At 72.8% G+C, this 25,925-nt stretch carries 24 protein-coding genes and 1 tRNA gene; 18 read left to right on the forward strand and 7 right to left on the reverse strand.

Annotation, left to right across the window (positions count from 1 at the left end):
* Position 1: 1 nt before the first annotated feature.
* Genes ACFO6V_RS18745 through ACFO6V_RS18760 form a run of 4 tightly spaced genes read right to left on the reverse strand, consistent with a single transcriptional unit; the run spans position 2 to position 5,209 of the window.
* Entirely contained in the window at positions 2-1,726 is a 1,725-nt protein-coding gene (locus ACFO6V_RS18745) for a dipeptide ABC transporter ATP-binding protein (RefSeq protein ID WP_377137857.1), read from the reverse strand.
* Positions 1,723-2,565, reverse strand: a complete 843-nt coding sequence (locus ACFO6V_RS18750) for an ABC transporter permease (protein ID WP_377137859.1) — start codon at positions 2,563-2,565, stop codon at positions 1,723-1,725. The genes ACFO6V_RS18745 and ACFO6V_RS18750 overlap by 4 nt, the downstream gene beginning before the upstream one ends.
* A gap of 8 nt (positions 2,566-2,573) precedes the next feature.
* Positions 2,574-3,557, reverse strand: coding sequence for an ABC transporter permease (locus ACFO6V_RS18755; RefSeq protein ID WP_377137861.1), 984 nt, complete (start codon positions 3,555-3,557; stop codon positions 2,574-2,576).
* Complete coding sequence (locus ACFO6V_RS18760; protein WP_377137863.1) at positions 3,554-5,209, reverse strand: ABC transporter substrate-binding protein; 1,656 nt, start codon at positions 5,207-5,209, stop codon at positions 3,554-3,556. Before ACFO6V_RS18760 ends, ACFO6V_RS18755 begins: the two co-directional genes overlap by 4 nt.
* 262 nt (positions 5,210-5,471) lie before the next feature.
* Between ACFO6V_RS18760 and ACFO6V_RS18765 the strand changes: the two genes are divergently transcribed.
* The 14 genes from ACFO6V_RS18765 (at position 5,472) to ACFO6V_RS18830 (ending at position 19,728) form a co-directional block, all read left to right on the forward strand.
* Positions 5,472-6,692 (forward strand): toxic anion resistance protein, encoded by a 1,221-nt coding sequence (locus tag ACFO6V_RS18765; RefSeq protein ID WP_377137865.1) that lies wholly within the window; start codon positions 5,472-5,474, stop codon positions 6,690-6,692.
* Between the two features lie 20 nt (positions 6,693-6,712).
* Positions 6,713-7,294: a hypothetical protein gene (locus ACFO6V_RS18770; protein ID WP_377137867.1), complete on the forward strand. Its 582-nt coding sequence runs from the start codon at positions 6,713-6,715 to the stop codon at positions 7,292-7,294.
* On the forward strand, positions 7,291-8,763 hold the full coding sequence (locus ACFO6V_RS18775) for an AAA family ATPase (protein WP_377137869.1): 1,473 nt from the start codon (positions 7,291-7,293) through the stop codon (positions 8,761-8,763). Before ACFO6V_RS18770 ends, ACFO6V_RS18775 begins: the two co-directional genes overlap by 4 nt.
* Positions 8,760-10,106: a hypothetical protein gene (locus ACFO6V_RS18780; RefSeq protein ID WP_377137871.1), complete on the forward strand. Its 1,347-nt coding sequence runs from the start codon at positions 8,760-8,762 to the stop codon at positions 10,104-10,106. The genes ACFO6V_RS18775 and ACFO6V_RS18780 overlap by 4 nt, the downstream gene beginning before the upstream one ends.
* Complete coding sequence (locus ACFO6V_RS18785) at positions 10,103-11,140, forward strand: glutamate ABC transporter substrate-binding protein (RefSeq protein WP_377137873.1); 1,038 nt, start codon at positions 10,103-10,105, stop codon at positions 11,138-11,140. Before ACFO6V_RS18780 ends, ACFO6V_RS18785 begins: the two co-directional genes overlap by 4 nt.
* Positions 11,137-12,240 carry a hypothetical protein gene (locus tag ACFO6V_RS18790; protein WP_377137875.1) on the forward strand — a complete coding sequence of 368 codons (1,104 nt, stop codon included), beginning with the start codon at positions 11,137-11,139 and terminating at the stop codon, positions 12,238-12,240. The genes ACFO6V_RS18785 and ACFO6V_RS18790 overlap by 4 nt, the downstream gene beginning before the upstream one ends.
* Complete coding sequence (locus ACFO6V_RS18795; protein WP_377137877.1) at positions 12,237-14,543, forward strand: serine/threonine-protein kinase; 2,307 nt, start codon at positions 12,237-12,239, stop codon at positions 14,541-14,543. The genes ACFO6V_RS18790 and ACFO6V_RS18795 overlap by 4 nt, the downstream gene beginning before the upstream one ends.
* Before the next feature lie 52 nt (positions 14,544-14,595).
* Complete coding sequence (locus ACFO6V_RS18800; protein ID WP_377137879.1) at positions 14,596-15,708, forward strand: PP2C family serine/threonine-protein phosphatase; 1,113 nt, start codon at positions 14,596-14,598, stop codon at positions 15,706-15,708.
* Between the two features lie 26 nt (positions 15,709-15,734).
* Positions 15,735-17,024 (forward strand): VWA domain-containing protein, encoded by a 1,290-nt coding sequence (locus ACFO6V_RS18805; protein ID WP_377137881.1) that lies wholly within the window; start codon positions 15,735-15,737, stop codon positions 17,022-17,024.
* Entirely contained in the window at positions 17,021-17,911 is an 891-nt protein-coding gene (locus ACFO6V_RS18810) for an FHA domain-containing protein (protein WP_377137883.1), read from the forward strand. The genes ACFO6V_RS18805 and ACFO6V_RS18810 overlap by 4 nt, the downstream gene beginning before the upstream one ends.
* 205 nt (positions 17,912-18,116) lie before the next feature.
* Complete coding sequence (locus tag ACFO6V_RS18815; RefSeq protein WP_377137885.1) at positions 18,117-18,296, forward strand: hypothetical protein; 180 nt, start codon at positions 18,117-18,119, stop codon at positions 18,294-18,296.
* 315 nt (positions 18,297-18,611) lie between these two features.
* Complete coding sequence (locus tag ACFO6V_RS18820; RefSeq protein WP_377137887.1) at positions 18,612-18,761, forward strand: hypothetical protein; 150 nt, start codon at positions 18,612-18,614, stop codon at positions 18,759-18,761.
* Between the two features lie 183 nt (positions 18,762-18,944).
* Positions 18,945-19,580, forward strand: coding sequence for an oligoribonuclease (gene orn, locus ACFO6V_RS18825; RefSeq protein WP_377137889.1), 636 nt, complete (start codon positions 18,945-18,947; stop codon positions 19,578-19,580).
* Positions 19,581-19,652: 72 nt separating this feature from the next.
* Positions 19,653-19,728: transfer RNA gene (locus tag ACFO6V_RS18830), tRNA-His, on the forward strand.
* 66 nt (positions 19,729-19,794) lie between these two features.
* Here ACFO6V_RS18830 and ACFO6V_RS18835 read toward each other — a convergent pair.
* Complete coding sequence (locus ACFO6V_RS18835) at positions 19,795-20,691, reverse strand: ATP-grasp domain-containing protein (protein WP_377137891.1); 897 nt, start codon at positions 20,689-20,691, stop codon at positions 19,795-19,797.
* A gap of 67 nt (positions 20,692-20,758) precedes the next feature.
* Complete coding sequence (locus tag ACFO6V_RS18840) at positions 20,759-21,829, reverse strand: ABC transporter ATP-binding protein (protein WP_377137893.1); 1,071 nt, start codon at positions 21,827-21,829, stop codon at positions 20,759-20,761.
* Between the two features lie 41 nt (positions 21,830-21,870).
* Here ACFO6V_RS18840 and ACFO6V_RS18845 point away from each other — a divergent pair, with 41 nt between their 5' ends.
* Together ACFO6V_RS18845 and ACFO6V_RS18850 are read left to right on the forward strand one after the other, a co-directional pair.
* On the forward strand, positions 21,871-22,530 hold the full coding sequence (locus ACFO6V_RS18845; protein WP_116674119.1) for an ABC transporter permease: 660 nt from the start codon (positions 21,871-21,873) through the stop codon (positions 22,528-22,530).
* Positions 22,527-23,210, forward strand: a complete 684-nt coding sequence (locus ACFO6V_RS18850) for an ABC transporter permease (protein ID WP_377137896.1) — start codon at positions 22,527-22,529, stop codon at positions 23,208-23,210. The genes ACFO6V_RS18845 and ACFO6V_RS18850 overlap by 4 nt, the downstream gene beginning before the upstream one ends.
* Positions 23,211-23,250: 40 nt before the next feature.
* Here the strand turns inward: ACFO6V_RS18850 and ACFO6V_RS18855 are convergent, their stop codons facing one another.
* Complete coding sequence (locus ACFO6V_RS18855; protein WP_377137898.1) at positions 23,251-23,847, reverse strand: TetR/AcrR family transcriptional regulator; 597 nt, start codon at positions 23,845-23,847, stop codon at positions 23,251-23,253.
* A 64-nt stretch (positions 23,848-23,911) separates the two neighbouring features.
* Between ACFO6V_RS18855 and ACFO6V_RS18860 the strand changes: the two genes are divergently transcribed.
* Both ACFO6V_RS18860 and ACFO6V_RS18865 read left to right on the forward strand, forming a co-directional pair.
* The gene (locus tag ACFO6V_RS18860; RefSeq protein WP_377137900.1) at positions 23,912-24,745 is read left to right on the forward strand and encodes an SDR family NAD(P)-dependent oxidoreductase; all 834 of its coding nucleotides are present in this window, start codon (positions 23,912-23,914) and stop codon (positions 24,743-24,745) included.
* A 110-nt stretch (positions 24,746-24,855) separates the two neighbouring features.
* Complete coding sequence (locus ACFO6V_RS18865; protein ID WP_377137902.1) at positions 24,856-25,890, forward strand: glycine betaine ABC transporter substrate-binding protein; 1,035 nt, start codon at positions 24,856-24,858, stop codon at positions 25,888-25,890.
* Positions 25,891-25,925 lie beyond the last annotated feature (35 nt).

Here is a 25,925-nt window from a genome sequence, read left to right on the forward strand (position 1 = left end):
GTCAGCCCCTGTCTGCTCGCCCGACGGCGACCGGCGAGGCCTCCCGCAGCAGCCGCACGTACGGGTGCTGCGGGTCGTCGAAGACGGTCGCCGTCGGGCCGGACCCGACGATGCGCCCCTCCTGCATGACGGCGATGTCGTCGCTCATGTGCAGCGCGACCCCGAGGTCGTGCGTGATGAGCAGGTAGGCGAGGTTCCGCTCGCGCTGGAGCCGGTCGAGCAGGTCGAGCACCTGCGCCTGGACGGAGACGTCGAGCGCGGAGACCGGCTCGTCGAGGATCAGCACCCTGGGGTCGGCCGCGAGCGCCCGCGCGACGGCGACGCGCTGCCGCTGGCCGCCCGAGAGGTGCAGCGGACGGCGGGTGGCCTCCGCCGGATCGAGGCCCACGGTGTCGAGCAGCTCGGCGATCTCCGCGCGGACCGGTCCAGGCCGGGTCGTGCGGCCGCGGGTGAGGGCGTCGGCGAGGACCGTACCGACGGTCCAGCGGGGGTCGAACGAGCTGAGTGCGTCCTGGAACACGGCGCCGACGAGCGGCCGGCGCGGGCGCCGTCGGGCCTCCGGGAGGGGGATCCAGGGCTCGCCGAGCAGGGTGACCTCGCCGGCGTCGGGCCGTTCCAGCCCGAGGAGGAGCCGGGCGGTGGTGGACTTGCCCGAACCGGACTCCCCGACCAGCCCGAGGGTCCGCCCCGCGCGGAGGGTGAACGAGACGTCGTCGGCGGCGACGATCTCGCGTCCGCCGACCTGGAACGTCCGCGCGAGCCCCAGGGCCTCGAGGAGGACGTCGCCGAACGTAGGCCCGGTCGCTCCACGGGCGGACGCGCCGTCGAACGTAGGCTTCGTCGCTCTGTCGGCGGCCATGCCGCGACCACTCCTACGTTCGACGCCGGCCGCGGGGCCGGCCGCCGACAGAGGGGTGCCGCGGGGGACGCCTCCCGGGACGGCGGCCACCAGCTTGCGGGTGTACGGGTGCCGGGGGCGCTCGAAGACTTCCGCCGGCGTGCCCTCCTCGACCACGGCGCCGTCGGTCATCACGAGTACCCGGTCGGCGATGCCCAGCACCACCGACAGGTCGTGGCTGATGAGCAGCACGCCGGTACCGTCGTCGCGCAGCTGCCCCAGCAGCTGGAGCACACCGGCCTGGACGGGCTGGTCCAGCGCCGTGGTCGGCTCGTCGGCGATGACCAGGAGCGGCTCCCCCGCGATCCCGGCGGCGATGAGGGCGCGCTGCCGCTGGCCGCCGGAGAGCTGTCCGGGTCGCTGGCCGGCCCGCAGCTCGGCGTCGGGCAGGCCTACGCGGTCGAGGAGCTCGATGGTGCGCGCGCGGCGCGCGGCGGCGTCGAGCCCGGTGTGCAGGGCGAGCGTGTCACCGATCTCGCGCCCGACGGGTCGCAGGGGGTCGAGGGAGACGAGCGCGTCCTGCGCGATCAGGCCGACCGTGCCGCCCCGCAGGCTGCGCAGACGCCGGCCGGACAGAGAGAGCACGTCCTGACCGGCGACGGTGAGCTCCGCGGCGGTGACCCGGGCGCCCTCCCCCGCGAGTCCGACGATGCTGCGCGCGGTGACGCTCTTGCCCGAGCCGGACTCGCCGACGATCGCCACGCACTCGCCGGCGGCCACCTGGAAGCTGACGCCGTCGACGACGCTGCGCCGGCCCGCCCCACCACGCTCCGGGAACGTGACGACCAGGTCCTGCACGTTCAGCACCGGCTGGTTCGGCCTGGTCACAGGGCGCTCCTGTTCCGCTTCTGGATGCCGCGCCCGATGACGGTGGCGGCCGCCGCGCCGGCGACTATCGCGAGGCCGGGGAAGAAGGTCATCCACCAGAAGTTCGCGATGTAGGTGCGGCCCGCGGCGAGCATCGCACCCCACTCCGCGGCGGGCGGCACCGCGCCGAGACCGAGGTAGCTCAGCGAGGAGACCCAGATGACTGCCTGGCCGAGCCCGAGGGTCGCGAGCACGAACAGCGCGGCGGTCACGTTCGGCAGGATGTGCCGGACGACGATCCAGAGCCGGCCCCGCCCGAGCACGCGGGCGGCCTCGACGAACTCGGCGGACGCCGTCCGCCGCACCTGGGACCGGATGATCCGCGCGTAGCCGGGCGCGGTGGCCAGGCCGACGGCGATGGTGGAGCTCAGCACGCCCGGCCCGGTCACCACGATGAACAGCAGCGCGAGCAGCAGGCCGGGGAACGCGAAGAGCACCTCGACGAGCCGCGTGGTGCCGAAGTCGAGCCAGCGTGGGCCGAGGCCGGCCGCGAAGCCGAGGACCGTCGCGAGGCCTATGCCGATCGCCGTCGCGAGGACGCCGATCCGCAGCGACTCCGCGGCCCCGTGGATCACCCGGGTGTAGATGTCGCGGCCGGACTCGTCGGTCCCGAAAAGGTGCGCGAGGGAGGGCGGCTGGAAGGCGTCGGTACGCGAGACGGCGAGCGGGTCGCCCGGGGCGAGCAGGTTCGGCCAGAGCGCCGCGACGAGCAGGAGCAGGAGGACCAGTCCCGCGATCGCCTCGGCGACCGTCGGGCGGAACACGGTGACGCGCGCGACGGCCGAGCGCAGGCGGCTCATGCCCGCGCTCACTCGGTCACCGCCCGTCCGCGCGGATCGATCGCCCGGTCGGCGAGATCGGTCACCAGGGTCATCACCGTGTACGCGAGGGCCACGACGAGCACTATGCCGGTCACCAGCGTGACGTCACGCAGCTGGACCGCCGACAGCAGGCTGCGGCCGAGACCCTGCCGGGCGAACACCGACTCCACGACGACCGCCCCGCTGATCAGCGACCCGAAGGCCCAGCCGGACAGCCCGACGGCGGGGATCGCGGCGTGCCGCAGCGTGTGCCGCCAGAAGATCCGGACCTCGCTCTCGCCGCGGGCGCGCGCCGTGGTGACGAAGGGCGACTCCATGGCGGTCAGCAGGGACTCGCGCATGACCTGCCCGAGGAACCCGGCCAGCGGGATCGCCATCGTCAGCGCGGGCAGCACGATGCCGAGCGGCCCCGGCACGCTGACCGGCGGCAGGATCCCCAGGGTGAGGCTGAAGAACAGGATCAGCACCGTCGCGAGCCAGAAGTGCGGCACGGCCGCGGCCACCAGCTCCAGCCCGGAGCCGATGGCCCAGGCGATCCGGCCGCCCCGCACGCTCCAGGCGGCCAGCGCGCAGGCGAGCACCCAGGCGAGCACGAGGGAGCACAGGGCGAGGGTGAGCGTGGCGCCGAACTGCTCCCCTATCGCCGTCGCCACGGGCTTGTGCAGGGAGTACGACTGGCCGAGGTCGCCGGTCGCGAGCCTGCCGAGGTAGGTCAGGTACTGCACGACGAGCGGCTGGTCGAGGCCGTACTCACGGCGTACCTGCTCCAGCGCCTCGGGTCCGGCCTGCGAGCCGGGTCCGCCGAGGATCGCCTCGGCAGGGTCGCCGGGGACCAGCCGGAGCGCGAAGAACGTGATGGTCGCGGCGGCCCAGAGCACGAACACGACCCCACCGGCGCGCAGGAGGAGCCAGCGCCGGTTGCCCGGCACCGGCCTCCTGCGCGCCCCGGTGGTGGGGACGGGAAGCGTCAAGACGTCAGCCAGGCCTCGGTGAAGGTCGGCGTGGAGACCGTGGGCATCGCCCGCAGGCCCTGCACCGTCGATGAGTAGAGGAAGTGGTTCTGCTGGTCGTACAGCGGCAGGATGTAGTACCCCTCGAGAATGATCCGCTGGGCCTGCTCGTACAGGCTCTTGCGGTCGTCGGGGTTGCTCGTCGCGGAGGCGCGGGTGAGCAGGTCGTCGAGCGCGGGGTCGTCCACCTGGGCGAGGTTCGCGAAGTAGCCGCTGGGCGCGGGCTCGATGCTCGCCGAGTGGTACAGGATCCGCAGCACGTCCGGGCCGACCTTCGTGTACGGGGCGCTGACCAGGTTGTAGTCGTTCTCGGCGAGCGCGCCGTACCAGCTGGAGAGGTCGAGCGGGTGGAGCCGCACCTCGAAGCCCGCCGTCTTGGCATCCGCCTGGATCTGCTCGAACAGGGACTGCTCGGCGGGAATCGACTGGTTGGTGCTCACCGGGAAGTCGAGGGTGAGGCGCTCGCCGTCCTTGACGCGGTAGCCGTCGGCGTCGCGCTCGGCCCAGCCCGCCTCGTCGAGCAGGGTGGCAGCGGCGTCGGTGTCGACGGTGAAGAGGTCGGGCTCGCCCAGGCCGAGCGGCTCGACGCCGGACAGCGGCGAGTACGAACGCTCGGCGGTCCCGAAGAACAGGCTGTCGATGCCGTCGTCCACGTTCACGGAGCGGATGAACGCCTCGCGGACCCGCTCGTCGTCGAACGGCGCCTTGCCCGAGTTGAGCTCTATCCGGTTCGAGGCACCGGGGCGGGGTGCGTCCAGCTCCTTGATGGTCCCGCTGGCCTCGGCCGACTGGATGGTGTCCGGCTGCGCGTTGTCGATGACCTGCACCTCACCGGACTGGAGCGCGGCGTAGCGGCTCGCGGAGTCGGGGATGAACCGCCACACGATCGACTCGAGGTACGGGAGGCCGGAACCCTCGGCGTCGGCCGGCGGGGAGCTGTAGTCGTCGTTCCGCACGAGGGTCACCGAGTCCTGGCGCTCCCACTCGTCGACGACGAACGGGCCGGTGCCCACGGGTGCGGCGCAGTTCTCCTCCTGGCTGCGCTCCAGGGCCTTCGGCGACTCCATGGCCACCCAGATCTGCGAGAGCGATTCCAGCAGCGCGCTGTCGGGCGCGGTCAGCTCCAGCCGGACGTGGTGGTCGTCGACGGCCACCACGTTCTCGATCTTCGCCAGGGCGAGGTAGCCGGTGGACGACGCCGTCGCCGGGTCCTGCACGTGCGCGATGTTGGCGGCCACCGCCTCGGCGTCGAACGGCGTGCCGTCGGTGAACGTCACGTCCTCGCGGAGGGTGAACTCCCAGCTCAGGCCGTCGTCGCTCTCCTGCCACTCGGTGGCGAGCCACGGGATGACCTCGCCGCTCTCGTCGAGGGAGACGAGCGACTCGAGGTACTGCGTGGCGATGAGCGCCTGCGGGTAGTTGCCGCCGACGTGCGGGTCGAGGCACGAGGGCTCCGCGTCACCCGAGGCGTAGGTGAGGGTTCCGCCCGCGACGGGTTCGCCGGCGGGTTCCTCCGGCGTCCCTCCCCCGGGTGAGCAGGCGGCGAGCAGGAGAGCGACCGTGGCCGTGACGACGACGACGGCACGCGGGCGGGAGAACCGACGCAAGGGCATGGCTACTTGTGCATCCTGTCTGGAAGGTGTTCCGAACGACTGCGTTCATGCTCCCAAACCGTGCGCCCGGCCGGACGTATTCCGCGCTCGGACGCCGAGTGGGGAGCGCCACACCCGGAGGCCAGCGGGTGAGGTCCTGCGGGGCGGGAACTCTCGCCGTCGCCCTCTCGTTCTCACCCCGCACCCAGGCGTTTTCCTCCCGGCGAGAGCGGCTCCCCGCATATACTCGCCGGGTTCGGACGCCCTATCACGAGGAGCACCGATGACCGAGCCGATGCCGCTTCAACCGCCTGCTCCCGCAGCCGAGCCCCTCGTGCTGAGCGCGCCCGACCCGGTTCAGGCCGTCGCGGCCACGCAGGCCCCCAAGATGGCTCCGAAGGTGGACCCCGCCGTCGCGCCCGCGCTCGACCAGAAGGTGGCCACCTACCTGGACGGCCTGCTGAGCGCCGACACCAAGAGCCCCGAGTTCGCCAAGCGCGCCGACGACGTGCGCACCATGGGCGACCAGGACATCCGGCAGGCCGCGGACTCCAGCAACCGGCTGCTCGCCACGCCCGTCCGGGCCCTGAAGGAGGGCGGCCTCGCCGACGGCTCCAAGGTGGGCCAGACCCTGCTGGAGCTGCGCCGCACCGTCGAGGACCTTGACCCGTCCGAGGCGAGCGTCGGCCGCAAGATCCTCGGGATCATCCCGTTCGGCGACAAGCTGCAGGACTACTTCCGCCGCTACGAGTCCGCGCAGGGCCAGCTCAACGCCATCATCCAGGCCCTCTACAACGGCCAGGACGAGCTCCGCAAGGACAACGCCGCGCTCAACCTGGAGAAGCAGAACCTCTGGGACACGATGGCGCGGCTCAACCAGTACATCTACGTGGCCGAGCGGCTCGACGCCCAGCTCTCCGCGAAGATCGCCGAGCTCCAGATCGCCGAGCCCGAGCGGGCCAAGGCGCTGTCCGAGGACGTCCTGTTCTACGTGCGCCAGAAGCACCAGGACCTGCTCACCCAGCTCGCCGTCTCGATCCAGGGCTATCTTGCGATCGACATCATCATCAAGAACAACGTCGAGCTCACCAAGGGCGTCGACCGGGCCACGACGACGACGGTCTCCGCGCTGCGCACCGCCGTCATCGTGGCGCAGGCGCTCGCCAACCAGAAGCTCGTGCTCGACCAGATCGGCGCGCTGAACACGACGACGTCGAACATGATCGCCTCGACCTCCAAGATGCTCGCCGACCAGTCGGCGACCATCCAGGAGCAGGCCTCGAGCTCGACCGTCGGCATCGAGCAGCTGCAGTCCGCGTTCGCGAACATCTACGCCACCATGGACTCGATCAGCGACTTCAAGGTCCGGGCGCTCGACTCGATGTCGCAGACCATCGGCGTGCTGCAGACCGAGACCACCAAGGCCTCCCAGTACGTGGAGCGGGCACGACGCACCAACACCGACGGCGTGGCGAGCGGTTCTCTCGACCTCACCACCCCGTGACCGCAGGCTCGGAGGCAGGCATGAGCTGGTGGCGGCGTCTCTTCGGCGGCGGGCGCGCCGAGGAAGAGGCGCGGCCGGCCCTGATCCCGGCCCCGCCCACGACCGAGCAGATAGTGACGTCGGTCGACGCCGTCCTGGCCCGCACGTCCGGCAAGGCGCCGGCCGCCGTCACCGCCCGGGTGCGGCGCGTCGCCGAGACCGTGCACGAGATGGCGCCCCGCCTGGACCGGCTGGGCGCCGGCTCCCAGCAGGCGCATACCGTCGTCGCCACCGCGACGAGCTACCTGCCCGAGGCGGTCGACGCCTACCTGCGCCTCCCGCGCGACTTCGCCGACCGGCGCGTCGTGGACCGCGGCAAGACGTCGCTCATGATCCTGTGCGACCAGCTCGACCTCCTGGGCGCCACCATCGACAAGATCTCCGACGCCGTCTCCCGAGCCGACGCCGTAGCCCTCGTCGCCCACGGCCGCTTCCTCGAAGAAAAGTTCGGCACGCCGTCAACCCTGAACCTCCCGGGTTCTCTGCCCGGCGCGGGATCGCCCGCCCCCGGAACATCAGGCCAGGGCCAGGCATCGGGCCCCACTCCCCTGGAAGCACCATGACCACGACGGCGCTGGCCGCCGCCCTGGACGCCCTCGCCGCAACAGCCACCGCCGCCGGCCTGAGCGCCGCTGCCGCACGCACCGAGGCCGAACGCCTGGCGGCGGCAGTAGCCGAGTCCTCCCCCGGCGCCCCGGCGGACTGGCTGGCGGCAACGGGCCGCGCGACGTCGTCCGGCCTGCAGCCGTTCTTCGACGACGCGGTCAGCGCCCGCCGCTGGCGCGGCGCCCCAACAGAGCTCCTCACGGACCTCATCACCAGCGACTCCCCCCACGCACAGCAGTACGCAGAAGCGCTGGCAGCGGTGGTGGACGCAGCAGCCACCCTGGGCGACCCCAGCATCAGCGCCATAGCCGCGGCCGAGGGCACCAAGGCAGTCCACCGCAGCGCAGCCGCCGGCCGCGACAAGGCACAGTCGCCCCAGACACGGACGACGGCACACCCCCTGCCACCCACCCCAGACCTGGACAAGAAGCCCGCCACCTCAGGTGACCTGACAAGCAAGGCCGCGGGGTCCGAGATACCGCGCCGGGATGTATTCCTTCCCGAAGTGGAGGGCCCCCTGGGGCCCGTGAACGCATCCCGGCGCGGTATCTCGGACCCCGCGGCCGCCCCAGCCGACTCCCCCGAGCCCGAGCCCGAGCAAACCCTCGAAGAACTACTCAAAGAGCTCGACGAACTCACCGGACTGAGCCGAGTCAAGGACGAGATCCGCCGTCAGACAGAGCTCCTCCGCATAGAACGCCTCCGCGGCGAAGCAGGCCTGAGCGCCCCGACGCTCACGCGCCACCTGGTCTTCGTAGGCAACCCCGGCACAGGCAAGACCACGGTCGGCCGCCTGGTCGCCGGGATCTACCGCGCGCTCGGCCTGCTCGACAAGGGCCACCTGGTCGAGGTCGACCGCTCCGAGCTGGTCGCCGGCTACCTGGGCCAGACCGCCGAGAAGACGACGGCAGTGGTCCAGCGCGCCCTGGGCGGCGTCCTGTTCATCGACGAGGCCTACGCCCTGGCCGAGGACCAGTACGGCCGTGAGGCCGTCGACACCCTGGTCAAGGACATGGAGGACCACCGCGACGACCTCGTCGTGATCGTGGCGGGCTACCCGGGCCCGATGGCCCGGTTCGTGGGCACCAACCCGGGCCTCGAGAGCCGGTTCGCGCGCACCATCACGTTCGACGACTACTCCGCCGACGAGCTGCGCCGGATCTTCGAGAGCATGACGCGGTCCGCCGACTTCGAGCCGCAACCGGAGACGCTGGAACGTTTTGACCGCCTCGCTGCCGACCAGGCGCGCGGCGAGGGTTTCGGCAACGGGCGCTGGGCCCGCAATGTGCTCGATTCCGCGATCGCCCGGCACGCCTGGCGCCTGCGGGACGTTGAACGACCGACGCTGGACCAGCTGCGCACGCTGGTCCCAGAGGACCTGGAGGATGTCGTGGACATCGGTACAGACAGCGAGGCCACCGCGTGACCGCCCCGACGACGACGAATCCGGCCGCGCCCGACCCTGATCCCGGCGAGGTTCCCGGGCCGCGTAGCACCGTCTTGCTCCGTCGGCGCAGCCGCCTCTCGGCGGCGCTGTTGTTCACCCCGGGCCAGCTTGCGCTGGCCACCACCGTCGCAGTGGTGGCCTGCCTGCTCCTCGGCGTCACCGGGTTCCTCGCCGGGAACGGCCAGTCGGCGGCGCTGCACGACGCGCAGCGTGACGCGGCCCAGCTGGTGGGCACGCAGGAGCTGCGCAACGACCTGGTGTCGGCCGACGCGACCGCGACCAACGCGTTCCTCGTGGGCGGGCTGGAGCCCACGGAGGCGCGCGAGCGCTACGAGGCGAGCCTGTCCGAGGCCGCGCAGGCCGTCCCGTCCCTGGCCGCGACCGCGCGGGGTGCCGGGGAGGCGGCGGACCTCGCCACCGTGTCCGACTCGGTGCAGCGGTACGCGGGACTCGTCGAGTCCGCGCGCGCGAACAACCGGCAGGGCTTCCCGGTCGGCGCGGCGTACCTGGACCAGGCGTCGGCCGCGTTGCGCGACGAGGTCCTGCCCACGATCGACGAGGTGGCGGTCTCGACGTCGCAGCGGGTGGACGCCGACATGGGCTCCGTCTCCCTCGCCCAGGCGCTGCTCCTGTTCGTGCTGCTGGCCCTCGTGGCGCTGGGCGCCGTCCAGCTCTGGCTCGCCCGGCGCACGCACCGTGTCCTGAACACCGGGCTGGCGGCCGCGAGCGTCGCCCTCCTGGTCGGCGGCGTCGTGACGGTGGCGGCGGTGCTGGGTGGCAACGGCGTCGCCCGGTCGGTCGCCAGCGGCCCGTACGCGGCGACCGTCGCGACGTCGGAGGCGCTGTCGCTGGCCACCGACGCCAAGTCGATGGAGTCCTTCACGCTGATCAAGCGCGGCTCGGGCGCGGACTTCGAGGAGTCCTATCAGACGTCGGTCGCCGCGGCGCGGGTCCTCCTGGACGAGGCCGAGGACGCCATGTCCGGCAACGACGTCGGCGCCCGCGTCCCCGGCCCCGCGGAGCCGCTCGCCGAGTGGGACGCCAAGCACGCCGAGATCCGCGAGCTGGACGACGGCGGCCGCTGGGACGACGCGGTCGAGGCCGCGACGGCCACCGGGGACGGCTCGGCGGGTGCGGCCTTCGCCGCGTTCTCCGACCGGGCCCACGAAGACGTCGAGGCCACCAGCAAGGAGGCCGTCGACCGGCTCGGCTCCGCGGCGACCACCACGCAGGCAGCCGCCTGGATCGCCCTCGTGCTCGGTGTGGCAGGGGCAGTGGCCGCTGCCGCCGGGATGAACGTCCGCCTGAAGGAGTACCGATGAGCACCGTTCGCAGACCGCTGGTCGCCGCCCTCGTCGCGCTCGCCGTCGTCGGCATGACGGCGGCGTGCGCGCCCGAACCGACGACACACCTGCTCACCGGCGCGGCCGGTGGGGCAGGGGTGGCCGGGTCGGGTGCAGTAGCAGAGGAGTCCACGCAGGAGTCGGCCCCGAAGGCCGCCACCGGCGGGACGGCGTCCGGCGTCGCGACCGCCGCCGAGGACTGTGCCGACGGGCGGCCCGCCGTCGCGTCGCTGGCCCCTGAGGGCAATCCCGAGGTGACGTCCGGCTCGACCATGGCGGCCATCCGGGAGCACGGTGCCCTCGTGGTGGGCGTCTCGGCCGACACCCTGCTCATGGGTTCGCGCGACCCGTTCACCGGCGACATCGAGGGCTTCGACATCGACGTGGCCCGGCAGATCGCCGACGCGATCCTGGGCGACCCGGACAAGATCGAGTTCCGCGTGATCACGTCGGGCGACCGCGAGACCGTGCTGGCCGAGCACCAGGTCGACATCGTGACGCGCGCCTTCACCATCAACTGCGACCGCTGGGAGAACATCGCGTTCTCGGCGGAGTACTACCACGCGGGCCAGAAGCTGCTCGTGCCCTCGACCTCGAAGGTCGCGGGCATCGACGACCTCGAGGGGCAGCGGGTCTGCGCACCCGAGGGCACCACCACCCTGGAACGGCTCGGGGGGTGGGAGGGCGTCGAGGCGGTACCCGCCGCCACCCACACCACGTGCCTCGTCCTGTTCCAGCAGGGTGAGGTGGACGCCATCACCGGCGACGACACCGTCCTGGCCGGCTTCGCCGCGCAGGACCCGTACGCGAAGGTCGTCGGCGACGCCGTGAGCGACGAGCCCTACGGCGTCGGCATCCCCGCCGACCAGCCGGACATGGTGCGGTTCGTCAACGGCGTGCTGGAGGACATGATCGCCGGCGGGCAGTGGGAGGAGTCCTACGACCGCTGGCTGGGCGACGCGCTCGGGCCCGCGCCCGCCGCGCCGAGCCCCGTGTACGGACGGACGCCGTGAGCAGGACCCAGCGTGCGCCGGCGCCACCCGGTGCCCTGGGGATCGCCGCGGAACCCACGGACCTCCTGACCTACCTGTCAGACCTGCAGGCCTGGCTCGACGCGCGGCGCGCCGACCTGGACCGGCTCGACTCCGCGGCGCGCCAGTCGGGCACGGAGGGCGTCACCGCCGACGTCGTGCTGGCGCTGACCCTGTGGCAGGCGGTGCGCACGCGCACCGACGAGCTGGTCACGGTGTGGGACTCCGGCCGCGCCGACGCCGTCGCGCGCGAGCGCATGTCCCAGCTGATCTGGGGCCGCCTGGGCGGCGACCCCGCGACCTCGCTGCTCTCCCTGGTCGACGCCGCGCGCCTGTGCGACGCGCAGGCCGACCAGCTCGCGGCCCGGCTCTCCTTCGACCCGCACGCCGCCGACGTCACCGCCCGCCTGCGCTCCCTGGCCGCCGGCCTCGTCCGGGCAGAGGACGCCGCGCTCGCCTCTGCCGACACCGAGGACGACGCGGTGGTCGCCCGCCTGCGCGACCGGCTCGCCCGCCTCAGGTCCGACGCCGCCCGCGGCGCCGACATCACGGGACCGCTCGCGGCGCTCGAGGACGAGACGGCGCGCACCGAGCGCGACCTCATCGTCGCCACCGCCCGGCGCCGGTCGCTCGCCAAGGACCGGGACCGCGCCGTCGCGCTGCGCTCCACCCTTGCCGACCGGGCGCCCGTGCTCAGCCAGGTCGCCGAACGCTGCCGCCGGGAGATCGCCGACCCCCCGCGGCTCGCGATCCCGGACGTGGCCCGGCTCGGCGAGGTACCGGCCGAACCCGACCACCTCAAGACGTACGTCCAGCGGCTGGGCGCCGTCGAACGGGCGATGGCGAGGGTGGAGGACGCCTACACCGCGCCCCTGCGCGAGCGCGCCGAGCTGCGCTATCGCGTCAAGAAGCTGATGACAAAAGCCCAGGGCAACGGGCGGGCGGCGTCGTCCACCGTGAAGGCGGGCGAGGACGAGGCGCGCGAAGCCCTGGACGCCACCCCCTGCGACCTGGCCCTGGCACGGCACTTCACCGAGCAGCTCGAGACGCTAGTGCGTGATCTCCCGGAGGGACACCGATGACGACACAGGCCTGCGCCGAGCCCGGCTGCACCGGCACCATCGAGGACGGCTACTGCGACGTGTGCGGCGCGCCCGCCGGGGGCAACCCCGCCGGCGAGGCGCTCGCCGAGGTCGCCGCGTCGTGGACCAGCGAGGACCTGGACGGGGCCACCGTCCGTGCCTCCGGATCTGCCCCGGGCTCTGTCCCCGGCGCCATGTCCCAGCCGTCGACCGGCCGCACCAGCTCGTCCCGCCTCGCGTCCACGGCGCTGGGCTCGGCGCGCGCGGCGACGTCGGGCACGTACCAGACGCGCCGGGTGGGCACCGGGTCGACCCGGCTGCGCGGGCACCGCCTGGGCGCCGGCCTGACCACCGTGCCGCACACCCCGGTCGCCGACCCGCTGCAGGCCGTCATGGCCACGCCGGAGCTCGCGGAGAGCAAGCGGTACTGCCCCACGTGCGGCCAGCCGGTCGGACGCGCCCGCGACGGTGTGCCGGGTCGCATCGCCGGGTTCTGCGGGCACTGCGGCGCGCGGTACGACTTCGCGCCCGCGCTCAAGGCCGGCGACCTCCTCGCGGGCCAGTACGAGGTCGTGGGCTGCCTCGCGCACGGCGGCCTGGGCTGGATCTACCTGGCCCGCGACCGCAACGTGAGCGGCCGCTGGGTGGTGCTCAAGGGCCTGCTCAACGCGGGTGACCGCGAGGCGTACGAGGCGGCGGTCGCGGAGCGTCAGTTCCTCGCCGAGGTCGAGCACCCGCTCATCGTCGAGATCTTCAACTTCGTGCTGCACGAGGGCCTCGGCTACACGGTCATGGAGTTCGTGGGCGGCAAGTCGCTCAAGGACGTGCTCAAGGAGCGCCGCGACCAGGACGGCGGGCAGGCACGGCCGCTGCCCGTCGACCAGGCCATCGCGTACATCCTCGAGGTGCTGCCCGCCTTCAGCTATCTGCACGACCACGAGCTGCTGTACTGCGACTTCAAGCCGGACAACATCATCGCCCAGGGTGACGGCGTCAAGCTGATCGACATGGGCGGCGTGCGCCGCATCAACGACCTGACGTCGGCGATCTACGGCACCGTCGGCTACCAGGCGCCCGAGGTGGCCGAGATCGGGCCGTCGGTTGCCTCCGACATCTTCACGCTGGGCCGCACCCTGGCATCCCTGGTACTCGACTTCCGCGGCAACACGACCGTGTACCAGGCGTCGTTCCCGCCGGTGTCCGAGACGCCGGTCTTCCAGAAGTACGACTCGTTCTACCGCTGGCTGGCCAAGGCCTGCGCGCCGAACCCCGCCGACCGGTTCGCCGGGGTCGACGAGGCCCGCGTCCAGCTCCTCGGTGTGCTCCGCGAGGTGGTCGCCACCGACAAGGGTCCCGGCTACACGGCCACGACGTCGGCGGAGTCGCTCCTGTTCGGGGTGCCGCCGCTCGACGGCGCCGACGGCGCGCTGGCCTGGGACGACCTGCCGCACCTGAAGGTGGACTCCAGCGACCCGATGGCGTCCTGGCTGTCCGGCGTGAACGTCACCGACCCGACAGCCCGCATGGTCGCGCTCGCCGGCGCGACCGAGGCCACCGTCGAGGTGCGGCTCGCCCTGGCGCGGGCCGCCATCGAGGCGGGCGACCTCGGCCGGCTGCACGCCACCGTGGCGCAGATCCTGGAGCACGACCCGTGGGAGTGGCGCGCGGCCTGGATGGAGGGCCTCGGCCACCTCGCGACGGGCGACGCCGCCGCTGCCCGCGCGTCGTTCAACGCCGTCTACGGGCAGGTGCCCGGCGAGCCCGCGCCCAAGCTCGCGCTCGCCACGGCCTGCGAGATCTCCGGCGAGCCCGGCGTCGCCGAGCAGCTGTACGGCACCATCGCGCGAGCCGACTCGAACTACACGGGCGCCGCCGCCTTCGGCCTCGCCCGGGTGCGTGCGGGTGGCGGCGAGCTCGACGGTGCCCTGCGCGCGCTCGACCTGGTGAGCCCCAGCCGTGGGTCCTTCCCCGACGCCCGCCTGCGGCGGGCCCGGCTCCTCGTCGACGCGCGGCGCACCCTGCTCGACCTGTCGGACGCCGTCGCAGGGCTCGACGCCGCCCACGTACCCGACCGGCCCAAGGCCGAGGTCACCGTCGACGCCCTATCGGGCGCGCTCGACCTGGTCACGCAGGAGGGGCCGGACCCGAGCGTGCGGATCGCGGGTGCCGAGGCCACGGAGCCCGAGCTGCGGGACCGGCTCGAGCTCGCCCTGCGCACCCTCGCCCACCTCACGGACGACCGCTCGGAGCGCGTGGCGCTCGTCGACCGGGCAAACTCCGTACGGCGGTGGACCATGCGTTGAGCGGTCGACCGACCTGAACACCCCGTGACGTGGCAAGGAGAACTACCCAGACATGAGTGCCGACGACAGTAGCCTCGTCCGCTGTCCCAGCTGCGGAGAGAACGCGGCGCCCCGCGCCAGGTTCTGCGAGAACTGCGGCACGCCGCTGGGCAGCTCCGACGCGAGCGTCCCCTCCGAGGTGACCCTCGACGTGGCACCCACCGTGGTGGACCCCGACCCGGCGACCGGCGACACCTCCGGCCGGCGGCCCTGCGGTGCCTGCGGCGGCACCATCGCCCCGGACGGGTACTGCGCCGACTGCGGCACCCCCGGCCAGTCCGAGCGCGACCACTTCGAGGAACGCCCGGCAGAGTGGGTGGCCGGGGTCTGCGACCGCGGTGTGCGGCATCCCCGCAACGAGGACGCGATGGCCCTCGCCACCAGCGGTACCTTCGCAGCCCTCGTGGTGTGCGACGGCGTGTCCAGCGCACCTGACTCCGACGTCGCCTCGCTCGCCGCGAGCCGCGCCGCGCGGGACGTGCTGGTGGCCTACGGCCCCGAGGGCGCGAGCTCGGTGGTCGGCGCGACCAGCCGGCGCATCGCGGGCTGGACCGACGCGATGGTCGCCGCCTCCCGCGCGGCCGGCCAGGCGGTGCGGGGCGCGGCGGAACAGCTCGCCGCGACGAAGGGGAAGAACGTGGCGGACGACCCGCCGTCGTGCACCTTCGTGGCCGCGGTGGTGGACCACGACCTGATCGTCGCGGGCTGGCTCGGCGACTCCCGCGTGTACTGGCTGCCGGACTCGGGCCAGCCGGAGCAGCTCAGCATCGACGACTCGTGGGCCCAGGAGATGATCGCGGCCGGTGTGCCGCGCGCCCAGGCCGAGACGTCGCCCCAGGCGCACGCGATCACGCGGTGGCTCGGCCCGGACGCCCCGGACACGGACGCCCGCTGCGCCGCGACCGTCCCGTCCGGGCCGGGCTGGCTGCTCGTGTGCTCCGACGGCCTCTGGAACTACTGCTCCGACGCGCACGAGATGGACGAGCTCGTGCGCCGGTTCGCCACCTCCGGCGACCCGCACGCCACGGCCGCGGCGCTCGTGCGCTGGGCCAACGCACAGGGCGGGCGGGACAACATCACCGCGGCGCTCGCCCGCGTCTCCCCCACTGTCACCGAGCAGCGATAGCCTGCCGCTACCCGAGAGGAGCCACCGTGGCCGAGTTCTCCGCCGAGGTCTTCCAGAACGAGTTCCTGTCCGACGGCGCCACCGACGTGCACGCGGTCGTGTCCGTGACGTGCACGGGCGCCGGCGGCGGTGCCGGGGTGAGCGCCGGCGGTCCGGGCGGCGTCGCCGAGATCGTCGCCGTCGACACCTCCGGATCCATGCAGGGCCGCAACATGGAGGCCGCCAAGCACGCCGCGGCGGTGGCCGTGGACCAGATTCCCGACGGCACCCTGTTCGCCATCATCGGCGGCTCCCACGTGGCGACCCGGATCTTCCCCTACCCCAACGCGCGCGTGCCCATGGTGGCCATGGAGCTGGGCGCCCGCAACGAGGCCAAGCGCGCCATCTCGACCATGTCCGCGAGCGGCGGCACCGCGATCTCCTCCTGGTTGCGCCTCGCCGACGACCTCTTCGCCACGGTCCCGGCGGCCCAGAAGCACCTGATCCTGCTGACGGACGGCAAGAACGAGTCCGAGCCGACCATGCACCTCGACCGGATGATCGCCGACGTCACCGGGCACTTCCAGTGCGACGCCCGCGGGGTCGGCGACCGGTGGGTGGTGGAGGAGCTGCGCAAGATCTCGACGGCGCTGCTCGGGACCGTCGACCTCATCGCCCGGCCGGAGGACATCGCCGAGGACTTCTCGGCCCTGGTGCGCAAGTCCATGGCACGGGGTGTCGCCGCGGTGGACCTGCGGGTATGGGCGCCCCAGGGTTCGGAGGTCCTGTTCGTCAAGCAGGTGGCGCCGGAGGTGGACGACCTCACCGGCCGCCGCACGCAGGTGAACGCCCTGACCAGCGCCTACCCCACCGGCGCGTGGGCCGACGAGACCCGCGAGTACCACGTTGCGGTCCGCGTGCCGGCCAAGCCGGTGGGCTCCGAGCAGCTCGCGGCGCGCGTGCAGGTCGCGGTCGGCGACGAGGTGACGGCGTCGGGCCTGGTCAAGGCCAAGTGGTCGGACGACTCCACGCTCACCGCCCGGATCAGCCCTGAGGTGGCGCACTACACCGGCCAGGCGGAGCTCGCCTCGGCCATCCAGGAGGGCCTGGCCGCCAAGGCCGCCGGCGACGAGGCGACGGCGACCGTGAAGCTCGGCCGCGCCGTCCAGCTCGCCGCCGAGACCGGCAACGACGACGCGACCTCGCGCCTGCGGAAGATCGTGGAGGTGGACAACGAGGAGGCGGGCACCGTGCGCCTCAAGCGGAACACCGCCAAGCTGGACGAGATGGCACTCGACACCGCCTCCACCAAGACGACCCGGGTACGGCGCGCATGACGGTCGTCTGCCCGGAGGGCCACACCAGCCAGTCCACGGACTACTGCGACGTCTGCGGCACGCCGATCCCCGCCGGGTCTTCGGCCGTCGCGCCCGCCGAGACCGGGTCGGCCGGGAGCTCGTCCGCCGAGTCCCCGGCCGGCGGCCCCGTGACCTGCCCCAACTGCGGTGACCTGTCCCCCTCCGGCTCGCTGTTCTGCGAGAACTGCGGGTACGACTTCACGACCGGCACGACGGCGCCGCCCCCACCGCCGGCGTCCGCCCTGGACCTGGGCGGTCTGAGTGCGCCGCAGCAGCCGAGCCCACCGGCGCCCGCGGCCCCTGCGCCGACCCCGCCGCCCCTGGACCCGCCGTCGCAGGCCACGCCGTCGCAGGCCACGCCGTCGCAGGGCGCACCGCCGCAGGGCGCACCGCCGCCGTCGGCGGGCGTGCCCGCGCCGTCACCCGGCGGCGGAGGGCTCAGCGCGCCGCCCGTGCCGGGCGACGACACCTGGGTCGCGGAGATCTGGGTCGATCCCGACTGGTACGCGCACGAGCAGCCCGAGGACCCGATGCCGTCGGCGGGCCTGCCCGGCCTGGTCACGCTGCGGCAGCGCAGCCTGCTCGTGGGGCGGCCGTCGCAGTCCCGCGGGATCCGGCCCGACGTCGACTGCGGCAGCGACCCGGGGGTGTCCCGGCGGCACTGCCAGCTGACCACCGACGGGCTGCGCTGGTGGGTCGAGGACCTGGGCTCGTCGAACGGCACGTTCGTCGCCGCCACCGGCGACCCCCTGCCGGACGTCCCGCTGACGCAGGGCGTCCGCCGGGAGATCGAGGAGAGCGACCGGGTCTTCATCGGCGCCTGGACGCGGCTGGTCATCCGGAAAGCGCTCCCGGGCGAGGCCTGACAGGTCTTGGCAGAGGCCCGGGTCACCCCTGTGACCCGGGCCTCTGACCTGCTCGGATAAAAAGCCGTGCGCTGACCGGGTGTCACCTGGGAGGCTCAAGGCACACCGCGGTGACGTCCGTCCGGTCCCATACCGGGCGGTGGAAAGGGTCCGGCCAGACCCATGTCGGGAGACCGGCACATCCAGCGTCACGAAAGGCACTCACGTGCATACCGAGTACGACCTGGCGCTCACCCTTCACCGGGACCGCCTCCGCGACGCCGACGAGAACCGGCGTTCACGAACGCTCCGCCTGGAGCAGAAGCGACGCACGGCCGAGGCCGGCGCCGCACGCGACACCAACAGCCGCGCACGGGTTCCCGCCCTGCGCGTGCGGTCGGCATGACCCCCGCGGCGCCGGCCGGGTTCCACCCGGTAACCGGCGCCCCTCGACCCCCCGAAGCAGAGCGCGTGCACAGCACCCGCTCTGCTTCGGCGTCTCACGACCGCTGATCGCCCGGACGCGACCCTCTCTACGTGGCTCCGCAGCGCCCTGACCTGCGGAAGGGTGCTGCACGTCACCCCTGTCCGGCTTGCGCGGGATTTCCACGATCAGGGATGATGTAACACGACGGAAACAGTGCGAGGCGCCGAGCCGCGACCCGGCCGGTACGCCCCACCGCACCGTCACCCTCTCCCCACCCCTGGAAGGACCAGACACATGCATGCCCAGACCGCGTACGACATCGGCCGCGCACAGGTCGCCGAGATCGCCCGCCGCGCGGAGGTCTCCGGAGCCCAGGCGCGCGCGCTCCGCGAGCGTTCCGAGCGTCGCACCGCCAAGCGCACCAAGCGACTCCGCCTGATCTGACCGGCTCCGGCGCGCCGGCGCCGTCGTCGAACATCCTGGCCCTTCCTCGGACGACCACTCGGTCGGCCTGCGGGAGGGCCTTCTGTTTTGCCCGGACTGTTTGCCCGGACTATTTGCCCGGACTGTCCTCCTTGACCGCCCACCGCGTAACTCCCCTGCTCCGGACGCAATAGGCTGAGCGGCGTGAGCCTTCCCAACCCCAACGAGCGCATCGTCTGGATCGACTGTGAGATGACCGGCCTGGACCTGCGCGCTGACGCGCTCGTCGAGGTCGCCGCGATCGTCACCGACTCCGACCTCAACGTCCTGGGCACCGGTGTCGATGTCCTCGTCAAGCCTCCCGCCGAGGCACTGGCCCAGATGAACGACTTCGTGCGCACCATGCACACCACGTCCGGCCTGCTCGACGAGCTGGACGAGGGGCTGACCCTCGAGGAGGCGCAGGCGCAGATCCTGGCCTACGTCCGCGAGTGGGTACCGGAGCCACGCAAGGCGCCCCTGGCCGGCAACTCGGTCGGCACGGACAAGACGTTCCTCGACCTGCACATGCCCGAGCTCGTGGAGCACCTGCACTACCGGATCGTCGACGTGTCGTCGATCAAGGAGCTGGCCCGCCGCTGGTACCCGCGCGTCTACTTCGCGTCGCCGAAGAAGGGCGGCGGGCACCGTGCGCTCGCCGACATCCTCGAGTCGATCGACGAGCTGCGCTACTACCGCGAGGTCCTGTTCCCTGCCCACCCGGGCCCTGACACGGCGACCTCGCGCGCCGCGGCACAGCGCATCGCCGAGACGTCCGTCACGAAGCAGCTCGCCCCGTAGTTTTCAGTTCGGTCCGGGGCTGTCGACCATGTATGCTTTTCGACGGTCGCCGGTCCACAATCGGCGAGCATGGTGGGCGTAGCTCAGCTGGTAGAGCATCGCGTTGTGGTCGCGAGGGCCGCGGGTTCAAGTCCCGTCGCTCACCCCATACGAAGGGCCCCTCACTCAGGTGAGGGGCCCTTTGTCGTTGCCGGATGCCGCCGGCGCCGCGCACTCAGCCCAGCAGCTTCACCACGGCGTCAGCGAGCTTCTCCTCGACGCCCGTGCCGTACTTCATCCAGAGCGACGGCTCGGTGAGCTCCAGCTCGATCACCATGGGGACGCCGTCGTCGCCCGAGACCAGGTCGACGCGCGCATAGGTGAACTCGGCGCCGGTGGCCTCCCGGGCCACGGCGAGCGCGCGCTCCGCCACGTCGATCTGGGCGGGCGTGGCCTCGAACGCCTCCTTCTCCTCCTCCGCGTAGAGCTCGCTGGTGTCCTCGGCAGGGCCGGTGAGCAGCGCGTTCTTGCGGACGGCGTGGGTGAGCTCGCCGTCGATGAAGATCAGGCACGTCTCGCCGGCGGTGTCGACCGAGGTGACGTAGGGCTGGATCATCACCCAGCGGCCGTCGTCGAGCAGGCGGACGGCGTGCGCGATGGCCTTGGCCCGCGACTGCGCGGACACGGGCTGGTAGCGGCCGGTGTTCTTGGCGCCGGCGCTGACGACGGGCTTGACCACGAAGTCGCCGAACGCGGGCATGCGGGTGTGCACGGCGCGCTTGGACAGGTGCCGGGCGGGGTCGAGCCAGATCGTGGGGATCACGGGGATCCCGGCGGCCTCGAGGTCACGCAGGTAGCGCTTGTCCGTGTTCCACTCGATGACGTCGACGGAGTTGGCCACCTTGGGCAGCGAGCGCGCCCACGCCAGGAACTCGTCGTGGCGCGGCGAGTAGTCCCAGGTGGAGCGGACCAGGACGAGGTCGTAGATGGACCAGTCCACGGCGGGGTCGTCCCACACGGCGGGTTCGGCGGTCACGCCGCGCTGCGCCAGGGCGGCGATCAGCGGCACGTCGTCCGTGTCGAGGTCGGGCAGCTGGGAGCAGGTCGCGAGGGCTACGCGGGCGTTGGTCACGCCCCGAGACTATCGGGACGGGTCAGGCCGGGTCCCGCGCCGGACGCCACGGGCGGAGGGGCGTCGGTCACACTGCGGGCTCGCGGCCGGGCGCGTCCTCGGGGACGTCGTCCGCGCGGTCCGCGGCGTCCTGGACGCCCGGCTCAGCTCCAGCGGCGTCCGCGGCCCGGCGCAGCGCGCCGAGGATGCCGTCGGCGGTGAGCGAGCCGACGACGTCGCCCGACTCGCCCACGACCGGCACCCGGCCCATCGCGGAGCCGGGCAGCGCGGCGACCGCCTCGAACGCGTCGGTCAGGCGCGCGCCCAGCCGTACGGGCGCCGGCGCGGGCTGGACGATCCGCTCAGCGCCCTCCAGGTCGGCGGTCTGCACGCTCGCGAGCGCGAGCATGCGGGAGGCGGCGCCCTCGCCGGTGAAGTCCCGCACCCGGTCGGACGCAGGGTGGGCCAGCACCGCGAGCGGGCTCGCGATCTGCTCGAGCTTGCCGCCGCGGGTGAGCACGGCGATCCGGTCGCCGAGGCGTGCCGCCTCGTCGATGTCGTGCGTCACGAGGATCACGGTGGTCCCGGTCTCGCGCTGGATGCGCTGGAACTCCGCCTGCAGGTGCCGCCGGAACTCCGGGTCGACGGCGCCGAAGGGCTCGTCCATCAGCAGCACCGGCGGGTCGGTGGCCAGGGCGCGGGCCACGCCGATGCGCTGCCGCTCGCCGCCGGACAGCTCGTGCGGGTACCGCTTCGCGTAGGTCGCTGCGGGCAGGCCCACCAGGTCGAGCAGCTCGGCGACGCGCGCCCGCGTGCGCCTGCGGTCCCAGCCCAGCAGGCCGGGCACCGTCGCAATGTTCGCCTCGACCGTGCGGTGCGGGAACAGCCCGACGTTCTGGATCACGTAGCCGATGCGGCGCCGCAGCGCCACGGGGTCGGTGGTGGTGACGTCCTCGCCGTCGAGCAGGATCCTGCCCGACGTCGGCTCCACCAGGCGGTTCACCATGCGCAGCGTGGTGGACTTGCCGCAGCCCGACGGGCCGACCAGCGCGAGCACCTCGTGCTCGCGCACGGCGAGGCTCAGTCCTTCGACGGCGACGGTGCCGTCCCCGTACGCCTTGCGGACGGAATCCAGCTCGATCACGGTGCGGGCAGCCATGCCTCCGAACCTACCGGGTCGCACGCGGTAGGTTCGGAGGCATGCCCGGCAACCCCTGGTTCTCCTGGTCCTACGTGATCGACAACGCACCCGTGCTGTGGGAGCGGACGGTCGAGCACGCGGGGCTGACCATCGAGGCCGTCGCGATCTCCGCGGCCATCGCCATCCCGCTGGGGGTGCTGGTCTCCCGGTTCCGCTGGCTGTCCGGGCCGGTCGTCGGCACGGCGGCCGTCCTGTACACGGTGCCGTCCCTCGCGCTGTTCGCGATCCTGGCGCCGGTGCTCGGGATCGGCCGCCCGCCCGTCCTGGTGGGCCTGGTGGTCTACGCGCTGCTCATCATCCTGCGCAACACGGTGGCCGGCCTCGCCACGGTGGACCCCGCCGTCCTCGACGCCGCCCGCGGCCTGGGCTACGGGTCCGGCAGGCTGCTCGTCCAGGTGGCCATGCCGAGCGCGCTGCCGAGCATCATCGCCGGGCTGCGGCTCGCCACGGTGTCCAGCGTCGCGCTGGTGACCGTCGGCGTCGTGGTCGGGTACGGCGGGCTGGGGCAGATCATGTTCCAGGGCTTCCGCAACAACTCCTACCGGGCCGAGATCATGACCGCCACGCTGGCGACCATCCTGCTCGCTCTCGTGCTGGACCTCGCCCTGTGGGCGGCCGGCAGAGCCCTGACCCCCTGGCTGCGCAGGAGGACGTCATGAGCGGCCCCACCGGCGTCGTCGACGAAGCCCTCGTGTGGCTCAACGACCCCCTGACCTGGACCGAGCCCGGCGGCGTGCTCGAGCTGACCGGCGAGCACCTGGCGATGACCGCCATCGCCGTCGCGGTGGCGTCCGCGGTCGCGATCCCGGTCGGCGCCTGGCTCGGGCACAGCGGGCGGGGAGCCGGCCTCGTCGTCTGGCTCACCAACGCCTCCCGGGCGATGCCGACGCTCGGCATCATCCTGCTGCTCGCCGCGGGCGGGCTGTTCGGCAACACCGCGACCGTCATCGCCGCCGCGTTCTTCGCGGTGCCCGTGCTGCTGGTGAACACCTACGAGGGGGTGCGCGGCGCCGATCCCGACGCCCGCGACGCGGCACGCGGCATGGGCATGAGCGACGGGCGCATCCTGCTGCAGGTCGAGCTGCCGCTCGCCACCACCCTCGTCGCCGCCGGGCTGCGCACCACCATCGTGCAGGTGGTCGCCACCATCCCGCTCGCGGCGCTCGTCGGCGGAGGCGGACTGGGCCAGATCATCGCGCTCGGCATGGGGACGCAGCGGTACGGCGAGGTGCTCGCGGGCGGCGTCGTGGTCGCGGTGCTCTGCCTCGCGATCGACATGGTGCTGGCGATCGGGCAGCGCCTGGCCACGCCGGCCCCGCTGCGCGCGAGCGCGCGCTAGGCGCCGGCGGGCGCCCCGGCCCGGGCCCTAGGCCTGAGGCCTACGCGCGGACCGCGGCGACCGCCGCGTCGAACAGCTCCACGGGATCCGCGGTGCCGCCCGACTCGTGCCACGCGTCGACGGCGATGTCGAGGCAGGCGAGCGCCGCGGCGATGATCGCGCGGGCGCGCGGGTCCGCCGTCGGGCCGGGGGTGATGCCGAGCCGCCGCTCGATGTCGGGGGCGAACAGCTCCTGCCAGCGCAGATGCTTCTCGAGGTGCTTCGCCCGCAGCGAGGGTGCGTCGGCGTACATGCCCGCGATCTCGAGCTGGGTCACGGCGTCGGTGTCGGGGCCCTGCAGGGTCTTGAGCGCTTCACGCAGGGCCTCCCACGCGGACTCGGTCGCCGGGCGCGCCTCGAGTGCGTCGCGCACCCGGCGACCGAGCGCCTCGAGGTCGCCCATGACGACGTCTTCCTTGCTCCCGAAGTAGTGGAAGAACGACCGCCTCGAGATCCCGGCCGCCGCCGCGATCTGGTCGACGGTGGTCGCGTCGAAGCCCTGCTCGGCGAACAGGCGCAGCGCCGTGTTCGTGATCTCGGCGTGGACTGCCCGGCGCGTCCGCTCACGCAGGGTCGGGGTATCTGGCTTCGCGTCCATGGCCAGATCTTACCCGCGGTGCGATTACTTGCACTTGGTGCAACAACCTGCGTACGGTGCAGTCATGGCTGACATCGACTTCACCGCACAGACCACGATCGTCACGGGCGCCAGCTCCGGGATCGGCGCCGCCTTCGCACGAGCCCTCGCGAAGCGCGGCTCCGACGTGATCCTGGTCGCCCGCCGCCTCGACCGGCTGCGGGAGCTCGCGAACGAGCTCGAACGCGACCACGGCGTGCGCGCGACCCCGATCGCTCTCGACCTCAGCCGGCGCGGAGCCGGGCAGGCCCTCGCCGGCGAGGTGGCGGCACGCGGCCTCACCGTGACCGGACTCGTCAACAACGCCGGCTTCGGCACCGACGGGCCGTTCCACGAGGAGGACCCGGACCGGCTGCAGGACGAGATCGCCGTCGACGTCGCGAACCTCGTCGACATCTCGCGCGCCTTCATCGAGCCGCTCCGGCAGGAGGGCCGCGGGATCCTGGTCAACGTCGCGAGCGTCGCCGCCTACGCGCCCTCGCCCGACATGGCCGTCTACGCGGCCTGCAAGGCCTTCGTCCTGAGCTTCACCGAGGCACTCTGGTTCGAGTCACGGTCGAGCGGCCTCCGCGTCCTGTCGCTCGCCCCCGGGCTGACCCGCACCGAGTTCTTCGACGACCTGTCCGGCGGCGCCTACAACGGCAGCTACCAGACACCCGAGCAGGTGGTCGAGACGGGCATGCGCTCGCTGGACCGCGGAAACCGCCGGCCGAGCATCGTCTCGGGCCGGGGCAACGCGCTCGCGGCGGGCCTCGGACGGTTCTTCACCCGGCGCAGCGCCGTGCTCCTGTCCGGTTCGTTCGGCGCCCGGTCCCGGGACACCGGCGCGGCCGGGCGGGCCGGGGCGAACCGGATGTAACGACATTCTCACGAGCGTGTGTATCCCTTGCCATAGTCGGCCCGCCGGGGTCGAATGGGATCGATCGAAGCCGTAGAACAGTTGTACGTCACCCACGTTCGGAGACATCGATGAAGTTCCCCCGTACGCATCTATCCCTGCCCCGGGCGCTCGGCGCGGCGGTCGCCGTCGTCGGCCTCACCTTCCTCACCGCCTGCGGCGAGCCGGGATCCGCCGGAGGGAGCGGCGGCAGCAGCACCTCGACGGGCGGCAGCAGCGTCGCGGCCTGCGAAGCGGTCCCCGGCGACGAGCTGGTGGTGCTCGACGACGACAAGCGGCTGCAGACCGTGGACAACATCATCCCGGCGATCAACGCGGCGGCCGTGGAGGGTGACGACACCATCGTGCCGCTCCTGGACTCGGTCTCGGCAGCGCTCGACACCGACACACTCATCAGCCTGAACAAGGCGGTGGACGTCGACCGCCGCACCTCCAAGGAGGTCGCGGAGGAGTTCGTGGCCGACGCCGGTCTCGACGCCCCCGAGCAGAGCGGCAGCGGCAAGATCGTCATCGGCGCCGCGGACTTCGCGGAGAGCGCCACGCTCGGCACCATCTACGCGACGGTGCTGAACGCCGCCGGGTACGACGCCGAGGTCACCACCATCGGCAACCGCGAGACCTACCTCCCCGCACTGGAGGACGGCAAGCAGGTCCAGATCATCCCCGAGTACGTGGGCACACTCACGGAGTTCATCAACAAGGACGTCAACGGGGCCGACGCCGAGGCGGTGGCCAGCAGCGACCTGGACGGCACCGTCGAGGCGCTCACCGGGCTCGGCGAGGAGATCGGCCTCGTGTTCGGCCAGCCCTCCCCCGCTCAGGACCAGAACGCGTTCGCCGTGACCAAGGCCTTCGCGGACGAGCACGGCGTCGCGTCGCTCAGCGAGCTCGCCGAGGCCTGTGGCGGCCTCGTGCTCGGCGGCCCGCCGGAGTGCACGGAGCGCCCGTTCTGCCAGCCGGGCCTCGAGGAGACCTACGGTCTGGAGTTCGCGGAGTTCCGCTCGCTCGACGCCGGCGGCCCGCTGACCAAGAGCGCCCTCCAGCAGGGCGAGGTCACTCTGGGCCTGGTCTTCAGCTCGGACGGCTCCCTGACCCCTTCGGAGTAACCCACCCCTGGACTGCCGAAGTAGAGCGCCTGTCC

Source organism: Promicromonospora alba (genome assembly GCF_042654905.1).
In the GTDB taxonomy this organism is placed as follows: Bacteria; Actinomycetota; Actinomycetes; order Actinomycetales; family Cellulomonadaceae; genus Promicromonospora; species Promicromonospora alba.